This is a genomic window from Ralstonia pickettii (genome assembly GCF_016466415.2).
In the GTDB taxonomy this organism is placed as follows: domain Bacteria; phylum Pseudomonadota; class Gammaproteobacteria; order Burkholderiales; family Burkholderiaceae; genus Ralstonia; species Ralstonia pickettii.
In genome coordinates, this window is sequence record NZ_CP066772.2 from 318474 (window position 1) to 334091 (window position 15618).

Genomic DNA, 15618 nt, shown 5'->3' on the forward strand with positions numbered 1-15618 from the left:
CCTAGTGAAGCTGGTGTTGAAACTGGCTAGCCAGCGCCTCGACGCTCGACAGCGATGCAGTGATCATCTTGCCGCCCGCCTGGATGTCCTGGAACGTGGCGGTGGTGGTCAGATCGTTCAAGTGCAGGCTGTTGCGATAGCTCTTTGACAATTCTTCCGAACGCGCCGCCAGCGCACGCACCTCACTGGCCACCACGGCAAAACCGCGGCCCGCCGTCCCCGCACGCGCCGCCTCGATGGACGCGTTGAGCGAGACGATCACCACATGCCGGACGATGGACTGCAGTTCCTCGTTCTTCGCGTGCATGTCGTGGTTCTGCTCCATGAGCGAGATCATCTGCTCATGCCAGCGCTCGAACGTCAGCGCCAGGCCACGCAGGCGCACCGCTTCTTCGGCAATCTGCCCCGCGCGGCTCGCCCAGTGCTCCTTGGCAGCCGTGGCCGACTGCAGTTCGGTACGCAGTTGCTCGATGACCTCCAGCTGATCGGCAGCGGCATCGCGCATCTGGCCGACCGTGGTTTCCAGTGCAGCAACTTCCCGCATGCCCGTTTCGACCTGCGCGGCGTGCTTCGTAAGATCCGCTGACAGATCAGCAATGCGGCGATCGGCATCGCCCAAGGTGCGCACGAGCGCATTCACCTTCCGCTGCCGGATCACCCACATCAGCACACCGGCAACCAAGCCGCCAGCGATGACGGCCATAACAATCGTCCCCATCACGATGCTTCCTTATCAAGATCCACGCGTACTGCCGGCGCCGCGCCGAGCGTCGCGTTCACGCTGTCAACGGCAAAGCGTTCGGGCAGGCACACCACCGTCTGGAACTGGCGGAACGCTGCGCCCTTGTGGTCGTCGGTGAAGCGCAGTTCGATGCGGCCCTGCTCGCGCTTGAGAAATTCCTGCACGGCATCCATGCCGACGCCGCGCCCGGACACTTCCGTCACCTTGTCGGCAGTCGAGAAACCCGGGCGGAAGATGCACTGCGCGATGTCTTCGTCGGTGGCGTGCTGGTCTGCGCCGAGCCAGCCGCGCTCCACGGCGATGCTGCGGATGCGCTCGAGCGCCAGGCCGCGGCCGTCATCGCACAGGGTGATCTGCAGCATGCCCTGGTCAACGCCCAATTCGATGTCGATCGTGCCGGAAGCTGGCTTGCCCTGAGCGATACGCTCTTCGGCGGGTTCAATGCCATGGTCGATAGAGTTGCGCAGCAGGTGCATGAACACGTTCTGCAGGATGCCGCGGGCCTCGGTGCGCACGCGGTAGCCGTTATCGTCGATGCGCACGGCCACGGGCTCCTTGCCCAGCTCCTGCGCCAGCGACGGCAGCGATTGCAGCGTGCCCGACAACAGCGCGTCCACCGTCTCGCTGCCGAGCAGGCGCAGCAGTTGATAGACCGAATCGCGCATCACCACGAGTTCATACAGACTGCCCGGGTTGGCTGACTCCAGCAGACGCAGGCTTTCCTGAATGCGCGCCATCACGTCCGGCGCTGCCTGCGAGGCATTGCCCGGCGCCGCGTCGCCCTTGCGGCCCAGCTTCACCTCGTTGATGCGGGCGTAGTTCTCGATGGCCTCGCGCACGCGCGCCAGTTCTTGCATCAGCCAGTCCTGGTCCCAGGTGTGTTCGCTGTCGGCTTCGCGCAGCGCATGGTAGGTCTGCTCGGTCTCGTGCACCACGTTGGTCAGGTGCTGCAGGTTGTACGTGCGCGCGTTGCCCTTGATGGTGTGCATGTTGCGGAACAGCGCCGCAATGGCCTGGCTGTCGGCCTGCGAGTACTGACGGATGATCCGTTCGTTCTCGTGCACGAAGGTCGTGGAGCTGTCGATGAAGTGCTGGAACTTCTCCTGGCTCACCGCCAGGATCTCGCCAATCATCTCCAGGTTGCGGCGCTGCTCGCTGGCTTCGGCCGCCAACTTGCGCAGCTCGGTCACATCGCGCACGCACAGCATCAGGCGCAGGATTGTGTCGCTTTCATCGGTGATGGCCGACCAGGACAGGTCCAGCGTCTTCGTGCGCCCGTCCGGCATGCGCTTTTCCACCTCGCTCGCCAGCAGGTGCTGATTGAACGCGAAGTTGATGATGTCCTGCCCGAGGCATGCATCGACGGCTGCTTCCACCTGCGACAGCGTATCGGCGCCAAGGCTGGTATCGGCAAAGATCAGCTCCATTAGCCTGCGGCCGGCGATCTCCTGCGTCTCGAAGATCGATTCGAGGTAGACCGAATATTCCTCGTGCACCACGCCGCCCTCGACCACGGTCAGGATGCCCTGCTGCATGTTCTGAAGCATGGCCTGGATGTCGGCGGTCTTCTGCTTGAGCAGCGCGGCGTTCTCCTGGATCTTCTCGATCATCTGGTTGAACGCAACGACGGAATGGCCGATCTCGTCCATGCGGCCCACCGGCACGCGGCGCGTGAAATCCTGGCTGGTGGCGATCTCGCTCATCTCGGCCTGCATGCGCGTGAGCGGCCGGGTGATCTGGCGATACAGCAGCATGCCGATGGCGGTGAGCAGGACGACCGCCACGCCGCTCACCACGCCGATGGTGGTGGCCGTGCTGGCGAGCTTGCCGTTCAGGCCGGCAATGGCTTCATCCTTTTCGCGGTTCTTCTCGATGCGCAGCGTCTCGACAATCTTTTCCAGCACGTCGCGGTAGCTGGCCACGTTGGCAAACAGGAAGGCCTGTGCCAACTCGTCCTTGCCCGCGAGCTTCATGTCGGTGGTCTGCTGGATAGCGTCGACGTAGCTGTCGACGGCCTCCTTGGCCTGGGCAACCAGACCTTCCTGCGCGTGGCTGTTGGCGCGCTTGGCCTGTACATCCAATGCCGCGCGCAGGGCGGCTTCTTTCGCCTTCAGGTCGTCCTTGGCCTGCGCGACGATGTTGGCGTCCGGTGCATACACCAACACCATCGTCGCCAACTGCACGTCCTTGACGAGCGATACCAGGTCGGCCGACGCCAGCGCGCTCGGCACCACACCCTCGGTCACCTGGCGGACCTCTGCAGCGCTGCTGCGGGTCTGGTAGACCGCGTATCCGCCGATGGCCGCCAGCGCGACAAACATCAACACCACCAGCAATGTAATGCGATGACGAATGGTCATTTGAAATTCTCTCGATTCAACCACCCCCCCCGAAAGAAGGGGGTAGTCCAATATGCTTTCCTAAACATCGAAGGCGCAATTATTGGAGTCAGAAGATGACCAATCGATGACTGCCACATCAACCTTCCGGGCATTTCGGCATTGCATCTCCGGTGGCGATGGCATTGCGGCGCGTACGCGCTCGTCACTTGGTTACAGGCGAAATCGTTTGGCACCCCTACTCAAGTGGGGAATTGTGCGAAAGCGCTAAAGTTATTTTCCCAGTCGCCGTTAATTAATTGCCTTTTTATTTTTCTTTTATTTCGCGAATGATTCTTTCGCTTTGATTCCAAAAATAGAAAAAGGGTATTTCTCAGTTTCCCGGCATGCAGCCTGATGGGGCGTCTCACCCACTGTTGCGAATTGGCTACCGGCCCATGTTCCTGCCAGAATGTTCTGCTTGGCCCCCCAACCGAGGCAGACACATGAAGAAAAGCACGCAGGACACCGCCGCATCCGCGTCCGAGCTGATCGACGCACGCATTGCAGAGCTGAACGACTGGCGCGGCGAGATGCTCGCCCGCCTGCGCGCCGTCATCCGCGCAGCCGACCCCGACGTGGCGGAAGAATGGAAATGGAACGTGCCCGTGTGGTCGCACCATGGCCTGATCTGCACCGGCGAGGCCTATAAGCAGACGGTCAAGATGACGTTCGCCAAGGGCGCCTCCGTGCCTGACCCGTCTGGCCTCTTCAATTCCAGCCTGGACGGCAACACGCGCCGCGCCATCGACTTCCGCGAGGGCGACAAGGTGAACGAGAAAGCGCTGAAGGCGCTCATCCAGGCGGCCATCGCCGTGAACGAGGCCTGCGCCAAGCGTTGAAGCACAGGCAAGCTCGCGCGGGTCGGGCCGGAGCCGTTAACATACGGCCCGCCTGATCAACCAACGGAGCAACCGCAGTGATTCAACCGACCAGCGTATTCAAGGACAACCTCGCCCAACTGCCCGCCATTGACGGCATCGAACGTATCGATCTGGTCGACGGCCAGGGTGCCGTGGTCGCCGATATCGAAAACAAGCCGGGCAAGCAAGGTTCGGTGGCGGTGTACCACTACCTGCAGCAGACGTTCGACCAGCTCGATGCCACGGCCGCGGAACACGGCCTGGCCGTGTTTGCCGAGCACACCATCGACGCACGCAACCGCCCCGGCGCCCACCCGAATGTGGACCGCCTGCTGGCCATCGCGGCCGGTGAGCCGGCACTGCGCATCAACGTCGTGAAGGCCTGATGACATATCGCTGAAGTCCGCTGCTAGTAGCGAGTGAACCACCCGTTTTCTCGCTGCACCGCACACAGCAGCATCCAGAAAGCCGGCCACCGCGCACGCTGATTGCCAGCCATGGGCACGCGGCGTAGCATGAAGCAGCCCTTCTTCGGGAGCCGCCTCATGTCTGCCCAGCACGAAGACAAGGTCCGTCAGCACATGGCGGACGCCGTGGCCCTGGCGCGCGAACGTGCGCCCGATATTGCCGACCTGTTCGAGCCGTTCCTGCGGCATTACTACGGTCTGGCAGACCCCCAAGACGTGATCTCGCGCAGCGTGGCCGACCTCTACGGCGCAGCGATGGCGCACTGGCAGCTGGGTCAGAAATTCGTGTCGGGGCAACCGCGCGTACGCGTCTACAACCCGAGCCTCGAACAGCACGGCTGGTACTGCAGCCACACGGTCGTTGAAATCGTCAACGACGACATGCCGTTCCTGTTCGACTCCGTGACCATGGAAATCAACCGGCAGGGGCTGGCGCTGCATTCCGCCTTCCACCCGGTCTACCGCGTACAGCGCGATGGCGCAGGCATGCGCGTGGCGGTCGAGGCCGGCGGCGGCGTACAGCGCCCGGCGGCACTCGCGGGCGACATGCCCGACACGCCCGCCGTTGCGGACAGAGAAGCTCACGGCGTTGCCCGCTTCGAGTCGACTATCCACATCGAGGTCGACCGGTTCTCCGAGGCGGACCGCCTGCAGGCTTTGCACGACGGCCTGATGCGTGTGCTGGGCGACGTGCGCGCTGCGGTGGAAGACTGGAATCCCATGCAGGCCGCCGCCCAGGCCGCCATCGACGCGCTGGCCGCACGCGCCGCACAGCCCTCGACTGGCGACGTGGAACGCGCCGAGATTGCCGAAACGCAGGCCTTCCTCAGTTGGATGCTCGAGCGGCACTTCACCTTCCTTGGCTATCGTGACTACGAACTGATTACGCAAGACGATGGCCATTACCTGCGCGGCATACCCGGCACAGGCCTGGGCGTGCTGCGTGAAGCGCTGCGCGACACTTCCACGCCGGACACGACGCGCCTGGCACCGGGGGCCGCAAAATTTATCGACGCGCCCGAGCCCATCTTCCTCACCAAGGCCAATTCGCGCGCCACCGTGCACCGGCCCGGGTATCTCGACTACATCGGCATCAAGCTGTTCGACGCCGAAGGCCGAGTCTGCGGGCAACGGCGCTTCCTGGGAATGTACACGTCGAACGTCTACATGGTGCCCGCCGAAGATATTCCGCTGGTGCGCCGCAAGGTGGCCGACGTCATCCGACGCACGGGCTTCCTTCCCGACGGGCATCTTGCCAAGACACTGGTCACGATCCTGGAGCAATACCCCCGCGACGAACTGTTTCAGATAGACGCCGAAGCGCTGCACGACATCGCACTGGGCATCCTGCGGTTGCAGGAGCGCCAGCGCACGCGCCTGTTCGTGCGGCGCGATCCTTTTGACCGCTTCGTGTCGTGCCTCGTGTTCGTGCCGCGCGAGAAGTTCAACACCGACTTGCGCGTGCGCATCCAGGGCCTGCTGCAGGCGGCGTATCGCGGCACCGCCGTGGAGTTCACGCCGCAACTGTCGGAGTCGATGCTGGCGCGCATCCATATCACCGTGCGCACCCAGCCGGGCAATGTGCCCGAGGTGGACGTGGCCGAGTTGGAAGACCGCATCGTGCAGGCCGCCCGGCGCTGGCAGGACGACCTGGCCGACGCGCTACTCGAACGCGGCGGCGAAGAGCGCGGCAACCGCCTGCTGCGCCGCTATGCCAGCGCGTTTCCGGCGGGTTTCCGCGAGGACTACGCCGCACGCCTGGCCGTGCGCGACATCGAACTGATGGAGCCGCTGCTCGCCGCCAATGCGGCGGACAACCTGCTGACCATGCAGCTCTATCGGCCGCTCGAAGCGCCGCCCGGCGCGCTGCGTTTCAAGATCTACCGCGCTGGCCAGCCGACTTCGCTGTCGCACAGCCTGCCGATGCTTGAACACCTGGGCGTGCGCGTCAACGAAGAGCGGCCCTACTGCATCGAACCCGCCGACGCCGCCCCCATCTGGATGCACGACTTCGGCATGGAGACCATCGACGGCAGCGAAGTCGATCTGGACGAAGCCCGTGCACGCTTTGAAGACGCGTTCGCGCGCATCTGGAGCGGCGAGCTGGAGAACGACGATCTCAACCGCCTTGTGCTGCAGGCCGGCCTGACCTGGCGCGAGGTGCGCATCCTGCGCGCGTATGCGCGCTACATCCGCCAGATCGGTTCGACCTTCAGCAACGCGTATATGGAAAGCGCGCTGAACGGCAATCCTTCGATTGCGCGGGCGCTGGTGCGGCTGTTCCTGGTGCGCTTCGACCCCACGCTTGCCGAGGCCGAGCGCTCGCGTGCGAGCGAAACGCTGCGCAAGCAGATCGACGAGGCGCTCGAAGACGTGCCCAACCTCGATGAAGACCGCATCCTGCGGCAGTTCCTGGGCGTGCTGGAAGCCACGCTGCGCACGAACTACTTCCAGAGCCCGCCGGACACGGCACACGGCCACGGAAAGGGGCAGCCCAAGCCGTATCTCTCGTTCAAATTCGACCCGGCGCGCGTGCCCGGCCTGCCCGAGCCAAAGCCGATGTTCGAAATCTGGGTGTATTCACCGCGCGTGGAAGGCGTGCACCTGCGCGGCGGCAAAGTCGCGCGCGGCGGCTTGCGCTGGTCTGACCGGCGCGAGGATTTCCGCACCGAGGTGCTGGGCCTGGTCAAGGCGCAGATGGTCAAGAACACGGTGATTGTGCCGGTGGGTTCCAAGGGGGGCTTTGTCGTCAAACAACCGCCTCCGGCCACCGACCGCGATGCGTATCTGGCCGAGGGCGTGGCGTGCTACCAGACCTTCTTGCGCGGGCTGCTCGACCTGACCGACAACTACGTCGACGGCCGCGTCGTGCCGCCGCGCGATGTCGTGCGCTATGACGAAGACGACCCGTACCTGGTCGTTGCCGCCGACAAGGGCACGGCCACGTTCTCCGACTACGCCAACGCCATCTCGGCCGAATACGGCTTCTGGCTGGGCGATGCGTTCGCCTCCGGCGGCTCGGTAGGCTACGACCACAAGAAGATGGCCATCACCGCCCGCGGCGCATGGGAATCGGTCAAGCGCCACTTCAGCGAGATGGGCGTCGATACGCAGACGCAAGATTTCACCGTCGTGGGCGTGGGCGACATGTCGGGCGATGTGTTCGGCAACGGCATGCTGCTCTCGCGCCATATCCGCTTGCTCGCGGCGTTCGACCATCGCCACATCTTTCTCGACCCGTCGCCCGATGCCGCCACGAGCTTTGCAGAGCGCGAGCGCCTGTTCAACTTGCCGCGTTCAAGCTGGGCCGATTACGACCGGGCCCTGATCAGCCCCGGCGGCGGCATCTTCCCGCGCACGGTCAAGTCGATTGCGCTTACACCAGAAGTGCGCGCCATGCTGGACGTGACGGCGACCGAGATGGCGCCGAACGACCTGCTGCACGCCATCCTCAAGGCGCCCGCCGATTTGCTTTACAACGGCGGCATCGGCACGTACATCAAGGCCAGCACCGAAACGCATGCCCAGGTGGGCGACCGCGCCAACGATGGCCTGCGTGTGAACGGCGCCGAGCTGCGCTGCAAGGTCGTGGCCGAGGGCGGCAACCTGGGCTGCACGCAACTCGGCCGCATCGAGTACGCGCAGCATGGCGGGCGCATCAACACCGATGCCATCGACAACTCCGCCGGGGTGGACTGCTCCGATCACGAAGTCAACATCAAGATCCTGCTGGGCCTGGTCGTGGCCGACGGCGAGATGACGCTCAAGCAACGCAACACGCTGCTGGCCGAGATGACCGACGAGGTGGGCGAACTGGTGCTGCGCGACAACTACTTCCAGACGCAAGCGCTGTCACTGGCGCGTACGCGCACGGCGCTGTGGCTCGACCCGGAAGCACGGCTGATGCGGCATCTGGAGCGCAGCGGTCGCCTGAACCGTGCGATCGAATTCCTGCCCGCCGATGAAGAGATCGACGCTCGCCGTGCAAGCGGCGGTGGCCTGACCACGCCCGAACGCGCCGTGCTGATGGCCTACAGCAAGATGTGGTTGTACGACGTGCTGCTGGGCAGCGACCTGCCCGACCAGCCTTTCGTGGCCGATTGCCTGCCGGCGTACTTTCCGAAGCCGCTGCACACGCGCTGCGCCACGTCGATCCCTCGGCACACGCTGCGGCGCGAGATCCTGGCGACGATGCATGCGAACGCGCTCGTCAACCGAGCCGGCGTGACGTTCGTGCACCGGATGGCCGAAGAAACCGGCGCGGAACCGCTTGCAGTGGTGTGGGCAAGCCTTGTTGCGCGCGCAGTCTACCGGCTCGATGCGCTCTGGGAAGAAGTCGATGCCCTCGATGCGCAGGTGCCGCACGAGACGCAAACCGCCCTGTTCACCTCACTCGCGCAACTGCACGAGCGCGCCACCCTGTGGTTCCTGCGGCGGCGCGTGTCGGACGTACCTACTGCGGTGGAACGGTTCCGGGCTGCGGTGGATGCGCTCGCTCCCGAAATCAGCGCGCTGCAAACGGAGGAATCCGCGCAGGCCGCCGCGCAACAGCAGCAGGTGTTCAGCGAAGCCGGTGTGCCGGAAACGCTGGCGCGTGTGGCGACCGGTGTGCCGGCGCGCGTGTCGTTGCTCGACATTGCCGAAGTTGCAACCACCCGCGGCTGCGATGCACGGCTCGCCGCCCGCGTGTACTTTGCCCTCGACCAGCCGCTGGGTTACGGATGGCTGCAAGGCGGCATCCTCGGCCTGCCGACGCAAACGCATTGGCAGATGCTGGCGCGTGCAACGCTGCTCGAAGAACTGGGGCAACTGCGACGGCGGCTTACGCAGTCGGTGTTGCAAGATGCGGCGCCCGGCGCAAGCGCCGACGCCCTCATCGAGACCTGGCGGGCAACACGGCAGGAAGCGCTGGCGCGCTACAACCGCGTCATCGCCGACCAGGTGGCTACCGGCTCGCCTGACCTGGCGATGCTGTCGGTGGGGCTCCGGGCACTGGCCGAGGTCGATGCCTGATGCAGTCCGCTATCGGGCACGCGCCAGTGCCCCATTGACGCGCACCGGCGGCGTGTCGTGCGAAAACGGCGGCCGCACAACGAAGGCATCCACCACGCCGGGCTCGAAGAACAGGCAGTACGTCGAGCCGCCGCACTGGAAGAAGCCAAGCTCCTCGCCCTTGCGTACATGCTGGCCCGGCGTCACGTCGACCATGCACGACGACACCTCGGCCATGCCGATGAACACGCAACCCACGGTGCCAGGTCCGGGTCGTCGCAGGCGATGGTGATGATGGCGCGGGCGGCCATGGCCGCGCCGTAGCCTTGCGAATCGTTCTGGCCGCCGGCAGGTAAGCGCACGGGCCCGCGAGTTGCGTCCGTGGCAACGACACTGCCACTTCACGAGAGGAACATGATGCATCGCACCCCATCCTCCGCACGTGCGTTCTGCGTGGCGGCGGCAATGTTCGTTGCTCTGGGCAGCAGCGCTGTGTTCGCACAGGTAACGGGCGCACCATCCGGCACCAGCGACAACGCGCCCGCCACCAATGCGAACAGCTCCACCGCCACCGGCACCACAAGCCGTATCGACGGCCCAACGTGAAAGCCGTTTCAGTGAGCCACAGCCTGCGCTGCAGCCGCCTTCGACTTCTGCGTGCTTGACAGCACCAGCGTGAGTACAGCCGAGAGCATGAGCAGGCCGGCGACGAAATAGAGTCCGCCTGCGAAGCTACCGGTTCGGTCTTTGATCCAGCCGATCATCGCGGGGCCAAAGAAACCGCCAAGGTTGCCGATTGAGTTGATGGTGGCGATGCCAGTGGCGGCGGCCGCCCCGGACAGGAACATCGTAGGCATGCTCCAGAGCGGCGGCTTGGCGCAGCTGATCCCGACGTTCACGAGCGTGAGTGCCGCAATGAGGCCAATCACACCGCTGGCACTGCCGGCCACCACCAGACCCACGGCGGCAGCCACGCACGCAATCACGACGTGCCACGTACGTTCCCCACTCCGATCGGAATGGCGAGACCAGAAGACCATCGCGACCACCGAGACGATTGGCGGAATGGCGTTCAGCAGACCAACCCTCATGGATGACATGCCCAGCTGCTTGATGATCTGGGGCGCCCAGATGCCGAGCGTGTAGAGGCCGGCGGAGGTGCCGAAATAGATCAGCGCCAACGCGATCACCCGCAGATCAGCCAGGCCACGCAGAATGCTGTGATTAGCGCTCGCTGTGTTGCTGCTGGATTCCTCGTGCATGACTTTGACCAGCCACGCGCGTTCGTCTTCTTTCAGCCAGGACGCCTGTTCCGGGCGATCCGTCATGTAGAAGAACACCACCACGCCGAGAATGAATGCCGGAATGGCCTCGAGAATGAACATCCACTGCCAGCCGGCCAGTCCCATCACACCTTGCATTTCCAGCAATGCGGCAGATATCGGCGAGCCCAGTGCGGTGGACAGTGGCGCGGCAGCCATGAAGAATGCGGTGACCCCTGCCCGGTGACGCGCCGGAAACCAATAGCTGAGATACAGGATGATGCCGGGGAAGAATCCAGCCTCTGCGGCGCCAAGCAGGAACCGGATGATGTAGAAGCTGGTTGCCCCCTGGACGAAGGCCATCGCTGCCGAGATGATCCCCCACGTGACCATGACGCGGGCAATCCAAATGCGCGCCCCGATCTTGTGCAGCACGATGTTGGAGGGCACTTCAAACAGGAAATAGCCCCAGAAGAAAATGCCCGCTCCAAAGCCAAGAATCGATGCCGTATAGCCGAGGTCCGCCTTCATCGTCAGGGCGGCAAAGCCGATGTTCACCCGGTCGATGTAGGCGATGAAGTACAGCAGCATGATGAACGGCACGATGCGCCAACTGATCTTGTGCAGCGTACGCTTTTCGATATCGAGTTCCATTTTTTGTCTCCTTGGTGCTCCATACAATCCCAAGCTCGGTGCGGGCTCGTTCTTTATCGAGTTCTCATCGCACTTCGCTGGTCACGTTCCTGCGTGCTCCATCACTGAACCTGCGCGATGCGCAGTAGGTTGGTCGTGCCGGCGACCGTGAAGGGCAGCCCCGCAGAGATCACGATGGACTGGCCACGCTCGCCGAAGTGCTCGTCGAGGACGGTCCGGCTGGCCAGCTCTGTCATCTCAAGCACGTCGACCACTTCGTGGCACAACACCGCATGCACGCCCCAGGCAAGCGCCAGTCGGCGCGCGGTGGCCATGCGTGGCGTCATGCCGAGGATCGGCACTTCGGGGCGCTCTCGCGCCATGCGCAGCGCGGAGTATCCGGAGCTGGTGTAGGCGACGGTGGCGGGCACCTTGAGCAGCCCCGCCACATGGCGCACCGCATAGCCGATTGCATCAGCGGCATCTGCGCGCGGAGGCGTATGGGAGGCCTGGATGGCGTCGTGATAGAGCGGATCGGATTCGGTCCGTCGGATGATGCTGTCCATCATCGTCACGGCTTCAATCGGATAGCGGCCGGATGCCGATTCCGCCGACAACATGACCGCATCGGCGCCATCGTAGACAGCGGTCGCAACGTCGGATGCCTCGGCGCGCGTGGGCACCGGCGCCGTGATCATCGACTCGAGCATCTGCGTGGCAACGATCACCGGTTTGCCCGCCTTGCGGCAAACACGCACGATCTGCTTCTGGATGGAAGGCACCTGCTCGGCAGGCATCTCCACGCCAAGGTCACCGCGGGCCACCATGACGGCATCCGCTTCGTCAATGATCGCTTCCAGGCTTTGAATGGCGGCAGGCTTCTCGAGCTTGGCGACGATGCTGGCGCGCCCCTGGACGATCGCCTTGAGCTCCCGGATGTCTTCGGGCCGCTGCACGAACGACAGCGCAATCCAGTCGATGCCGAGTGTCAGACCGAAATCGAGGTCGCGGCGGTCCTTCTCAGTCAACGCCGACAGAGGCAGCACGACGCCCGGCACGTTCACACCTTTGCGATCCGACAACGTGCCGCCGTTGACAACCGTAGTGTCTGCAAAATCAGCGCCGCAGGTGTCTACGCGCAACCGGATCTTGCCGTCGTCGAGTAGCAGCTCCGTGCCCTTGTGCAGAGCGGCGAAGATCTCCGGATGCGGCATGCCGACACGCTGGCGCGAGCCGGGTGCATCGCGGTCGAGATCGAGTCGGAATGCATCGCCGGAAGCCAGTTGGACGGGACCATTCTCGAAGGTACCGATGCGCAGCTTCGGACCCTGCAGGTCCAGCAGGACACCGATGGGCCGGCCGCGCTCGCGCTCGATCACGCGGATCGTATCCAGGCGCTGCCGGTGGTCGTCGTGCGTGCCATGGCTGAAGTTCAGCCGGAAGACATCGGCCCCCGCCTCGAACAGGGCGTCAATAACCTCCGGGGTGGTACTCGCCGGGCCCAGGGTGGCGACGATCTTCGCGTTGCGCAGGCGTCTCATGGGAGTTGCTCCAGATCAGGCGCGATCAGGATCGCGCGGAAGTCGTTCACGTTGGTCATCGTGGGGCCGGTCACAACCGCGTCGCCCAGCGCCTCGAAGAAGCCGTGTCCATCGTTGCAAGCCAGCGCGTCCTGCGCGCGGAGGCCGAGCTGCCAGGCGCGCTGCAATGTGTCCGGTGTGACGATGGCGCCGGCGATCTCCTCCAACCCATCGACGCCATCGGTATCGCCCGCAATCGCGTGAACCCCGGGCTGCCCGCGCAATGCGAGCGCGAGTGACAAGAGGAATTCAACATTGCGCCCGCCCCTGCCCTTGCCGCGAACGGTGACCGTTGTCTCGCCGCCCGAGAGCAACACGCACGGGACCGGGAACGGTTCAGCGTGGCGCGCCACCTCCAGTGCCATGCCGCCTAACACCTTGCCGACGTCGCGCGCTTCACCTTCGATGGCGTCACCCAGAACGTATGCGGCGAATCCGGCTTCGCGAGCCACACGCGCGGCAGCCTGTAATGCCATGCGTGGTGTCGCGATCAACCGGGTTTCGATGCGCGGCAGGCGTGTATCGCCCGGCTTGATGGTCTCCGAGTCTTTAGAGGTGAGGACATTGCGCACCGGTGGAGGGATCGCAATGTCGTAACGGCGGATGATGTCGAGCGCATCGGTCAGCGTGGTCGTATCGGGAACGGTAGGCCCGGACGCGATATCGACCGGATCATCGCCTGGCACGTCGGAAAGCAGCAGATTGCAGACGCGCGCCGGATAACAGGCCGCGGCCAGGCGTCCGCCCTTGATGGCTGAAAGATGGCGCCGCACGCAGTTCATCTCCGTGATGGTCGCGCCGGAGGCCAGCAGCGCACGGTTCACGGCCTGCTTGTCGGCAAGCGAGATACCCGGCAGGGGTAGCGGCAGGAGTGATGAGCCCCCGCCCGAGATCAGGCAGACCACCAGGTCATCCTCCGTGAGCCCCGACACCAGGTCGAGCATCTCGCGGGCGGCCAGAAGGCCGGCGGCGTCCGGCACGGGATGCGCCGCTTCGACAATGCGAATCTGCTTGCACGGGACGGCGTATCCGTAACGCGTCACGACAAGCCCGTTCACCGATGTGCCCCACGCCTGTTCGAAAACGTGCGCCATCGCGGCCGACGCCTTCCCCGCTCCGATCACGATCGTGCGGCCTTTCGGGCGTTCTGGCAGATACCTGGGCAACGTCAGTGCCGGCTGCGCGGCGGCGATAGCAGCGTCAAACATATCGCGCAGCAGCTTGCGGGCGGTGTCGTCGCGCATGTCATGTCTCATCGGGTTAGCCGGCAGCGCGCTGGCGCAGAGATGGCACTGCGGGATGCCGAGCTTGCCGGGTGCGCTTTACCACCGAGCAGGCACAAGGCTCGCCGAACACGCGTCGGGTCATTGCTGTCTCCTATCTGCCTTGTAGTTGACGCACGCCTGCAGCTCTTTTTCGTCTGCTTCAGTGATTACGTGCTTTTCGTGCGGGGACGGTCTCACGGGCAAGCCTCCTGGCCCGCCCCGCTGTCATGCGGCTTTGGCTGTTCGGTTCGTAGCGAGGTATTGGCAGACGGCCTGGGTCACCTGCGCAGTGGTCGCCTTGCCCCCCAAATCGCCGGTGTGCAGTGCCGGGTTGCCGGTCACCGCTTCAATGGCAGCCATGACCTGACGCGCGGCCTCGGTCTCGCCGAGGTGTTCAAGCAGCATCACGACCGACCAGAAGGTGCCGACTGGATTGGCCAGCCCCTTGCCCATGATGTCGAAGGCCGAACCGTGGATCGGCTCGAACATGGACGGGTACCGGCGCTCCGGATCGATGTTTCCGGTGGGCGCGATACCCAGGCTGCCGGCCAGCGCGGCGGCCAGATCACTCAGTATGTCGGCGTGCAGGTTGGTTGCAACGATGGTGTCGAGCGTAGCCGGGCGGTTGACCATGCGCGCGGTGGCGGCGTCCACGAGTTCCTTGTCCCACTTCACGTCTGGGAATTCCTTGGCAATCTGCACGGCGATCTCGTCCCACATCACCATGGCATGGCGCTGGGCGTTGGACTTGGTGATGACAGTCAGGAGCTTGCGCGGACGCGACTGCGCCAGCTTGAAGGCGAAGCGCATGATCCGTTCGACACCGGCTCGGGTCATCATCGACACGTCGGTGGCAGCCTCGATCGGGTGGCCCTGGTGCACACGACCGCCCACGCCGGCGTATTCGCCTTCGGAGTTTTCACGAACGATCACCCAGTCGAGGTCCTTCGGGCCGCAGCGCTTTAGCGGCGCGTCGATGCCGGGCAGGATTCGTGTCGGGCGCACGTTGGCGTACTGATCGAAACCCTGGCAGATCTTCAGGCGCAGCCCCCACAGCGTGATGTGATCGGGAATCTGCGCGTCACCGGCCGAGCCGAACAGGATGGCGTCCTTGTCGCGCAGGGCGTCCAGGCCGTCCTCCGGCATCATCGCGCCATGCTGGCGGTAATAGTCACCGCCCCACTCGAAGTTCTCGAACTCGAAGCCGAAGCCGGCGCCCGCGGCAGCCAGCGCTTCCATGACTTCCCGACCGGCCGGCACGACCTCCTTCCCAATGCCGTCGCCAGGGATGGTTGCAATACGGTATGTCTTCATGGGGTGTCTCCTGAATGGAACCGGCGGTGCGTCGCCGTGGGGTGTGCAGCGATTCTCAGGCGTGGACACGGTTGCTGATCGGCTCTAAAGTTAATCCATTCTTAACTATGAGTTAAAGGTAA

Annotated in this window: 10 protein-coding genes and 1 pseudogene; 4 read left to right on the forward strand and 7 right to left on the reverse strand. The window is 64.3% G+C overall.

Annotated elements, in window-relative coordinates:
- Position 1 precedes the first annotated feature (1 nt).
- Positions 2-718: a methyl-accepting chemotaxis protein gene (locus RP6297_RS17705; RefSeq protein ID WP_009240058.1), complete on the reverse strand. Its 717-nt coding sequence runs from the start codon at positions 716-718 to the stop codon at positions 2-4.
- Positions 718-3102 carry an ATP-binding protein gene (locus RP6297_RS17710; protein WP_009277068.1) on the reverse strand — a complete coding sequence of 795 codons (2385 nt, stop codon included), beginning with the start codon at positions 3100-3102 and terminating at the stop codon, positions 718-720. The genes RP6297_RS17705 and RP6297_RS17710 overlap by 1 nt, the downstream gene beginning before the upstream one ends.
- Before the next feature lie 464 nt (positions 3103-3566).
- Between RP6297_RS17710 and RP6297_RS17715 the strand changes: the two genes are divergently transcribed.
- The 3 genes from RP6297_RS17715 to RP6297_RS17725 all read left to right on the forward strand — a co-directional run bounded on the left by RP6297_RS17715 (position 3567) and on the right by RP6297_RS17725 (position 9463).
- Positions 3567-3962 carry a DUF1801 domain-containing protein gene (locus RP6297_RS17715; RefSeq protein ID WP_009240060.1) on the forward strand — a complete coding sequence of 132 codons (396 nt, stop codon included), beginning with the start codon at positions 3567-3569 and terminating at the stop codon, positions 3960-3962.
- Between the two features lie 77 nt (positions 3963-4039).
- Entirely contained in the window at positions 4040-4369 is a 330-nt protein-coding gene (locus RP6297_RS17720) for a DUF2322 family protein (RefSeq protein ID WP_009240061.1), read from the forward strand.
- A gap of 159 nt (positions 4370-4528) precedes the next feature.
- The gene (locus RP6297_RS17725; protein WP_009240062.1) at positions 4529-9463 is read left to right on the forward strand and encodes an NAD-glutamate dehydrogenase; all 4935 of its coding nucleotides are present in this window, start codon (positions 4529-4531) and stop codon (positions 9461-9463) included.
- A 9-nt stretch (positions 9464-9472) separates the two neighbouring features.
- Here the strand turns inward: RP6297_RS17725 and RP6297_RS17730 are convergent.
- Positions 9473-9786: pseudogene (locus RP6297_RS17730) on the reverse strand (phosphatidylserine decarboxylase); the annotation flags it as partial.
- Positions 9787-9856: 70 nt separating this feature from the next.
- Between RP6297_RS17730 and RP6297_RS17735 the strand changes: the two are divergent.
- The gene (locus RP6297_RS17735) at positions 9857-10048 is read left to right on the forward strand and encodes a hypothetical protein (protein WP_125472811.1); all 192 of its coding nucleotides are present in this window, start codon (positions 9857-9859) and stop codon (positions 10046-10048) included.
- Between the two features lie 8 nt (positions 10049-10056).
- Here the strand turns inward: RP6297_RS17735 and RP6297_RS17740 are convergent, their stop codons facing one another.
- The 4 genes from RP6297_RS17740 to RP6297_RS17755 form a co-directional block, all read right to left on the reverse strand.
- Complete coding sequence (locus tag RP6297_RS17740; RefSeq protein WP_009240065.1) at positions 10057-11358, reverse strand: MFS transporter; 1302 nt, start codon at positions 11356-11358, stop codon at positions 10057-10059.
- Positions 11359-11459: 101 nt separating this feature from the next.
- The gene (pyk, locus tag RP6297_RS17745; protein ID WP_009240066.1) at positions 11460-12878 is read right to left on the reverse strand and encodes a pyruvate kinase; all 1419 of its coding nucleotides are present in this window, start codon (positions 12876-12878) and stop codon (positions 11460-11462) included.
- Entirely contained in the window at positions 12875-14161 is a 1287-nt protein-coding gene (locus tag RP6297_RS17750; RefSeq protein ID WP_009240067.1) for a glycerate kinase type-2 family protein, read from the reverse strand. The genes pyk and RP6297_RS17750 overlap by 4 nt, the downstream gene beginning before the upstream one ends.
- 246 nt (positions 14162-14407) lie before the next feature.
- Positions 14408-15496 (reverse strand): tartrate dehydrogenase, encoded by a 1089-nt coding sequence (locus RP6297_RS17755; RefSeq protein WP_004631332.1) that lies wholly within the window; start codon positions 15494-15496, stop codon positions 14408-14410.
- Positions 15497-15618: the final 122 nt, after the last annotated feature.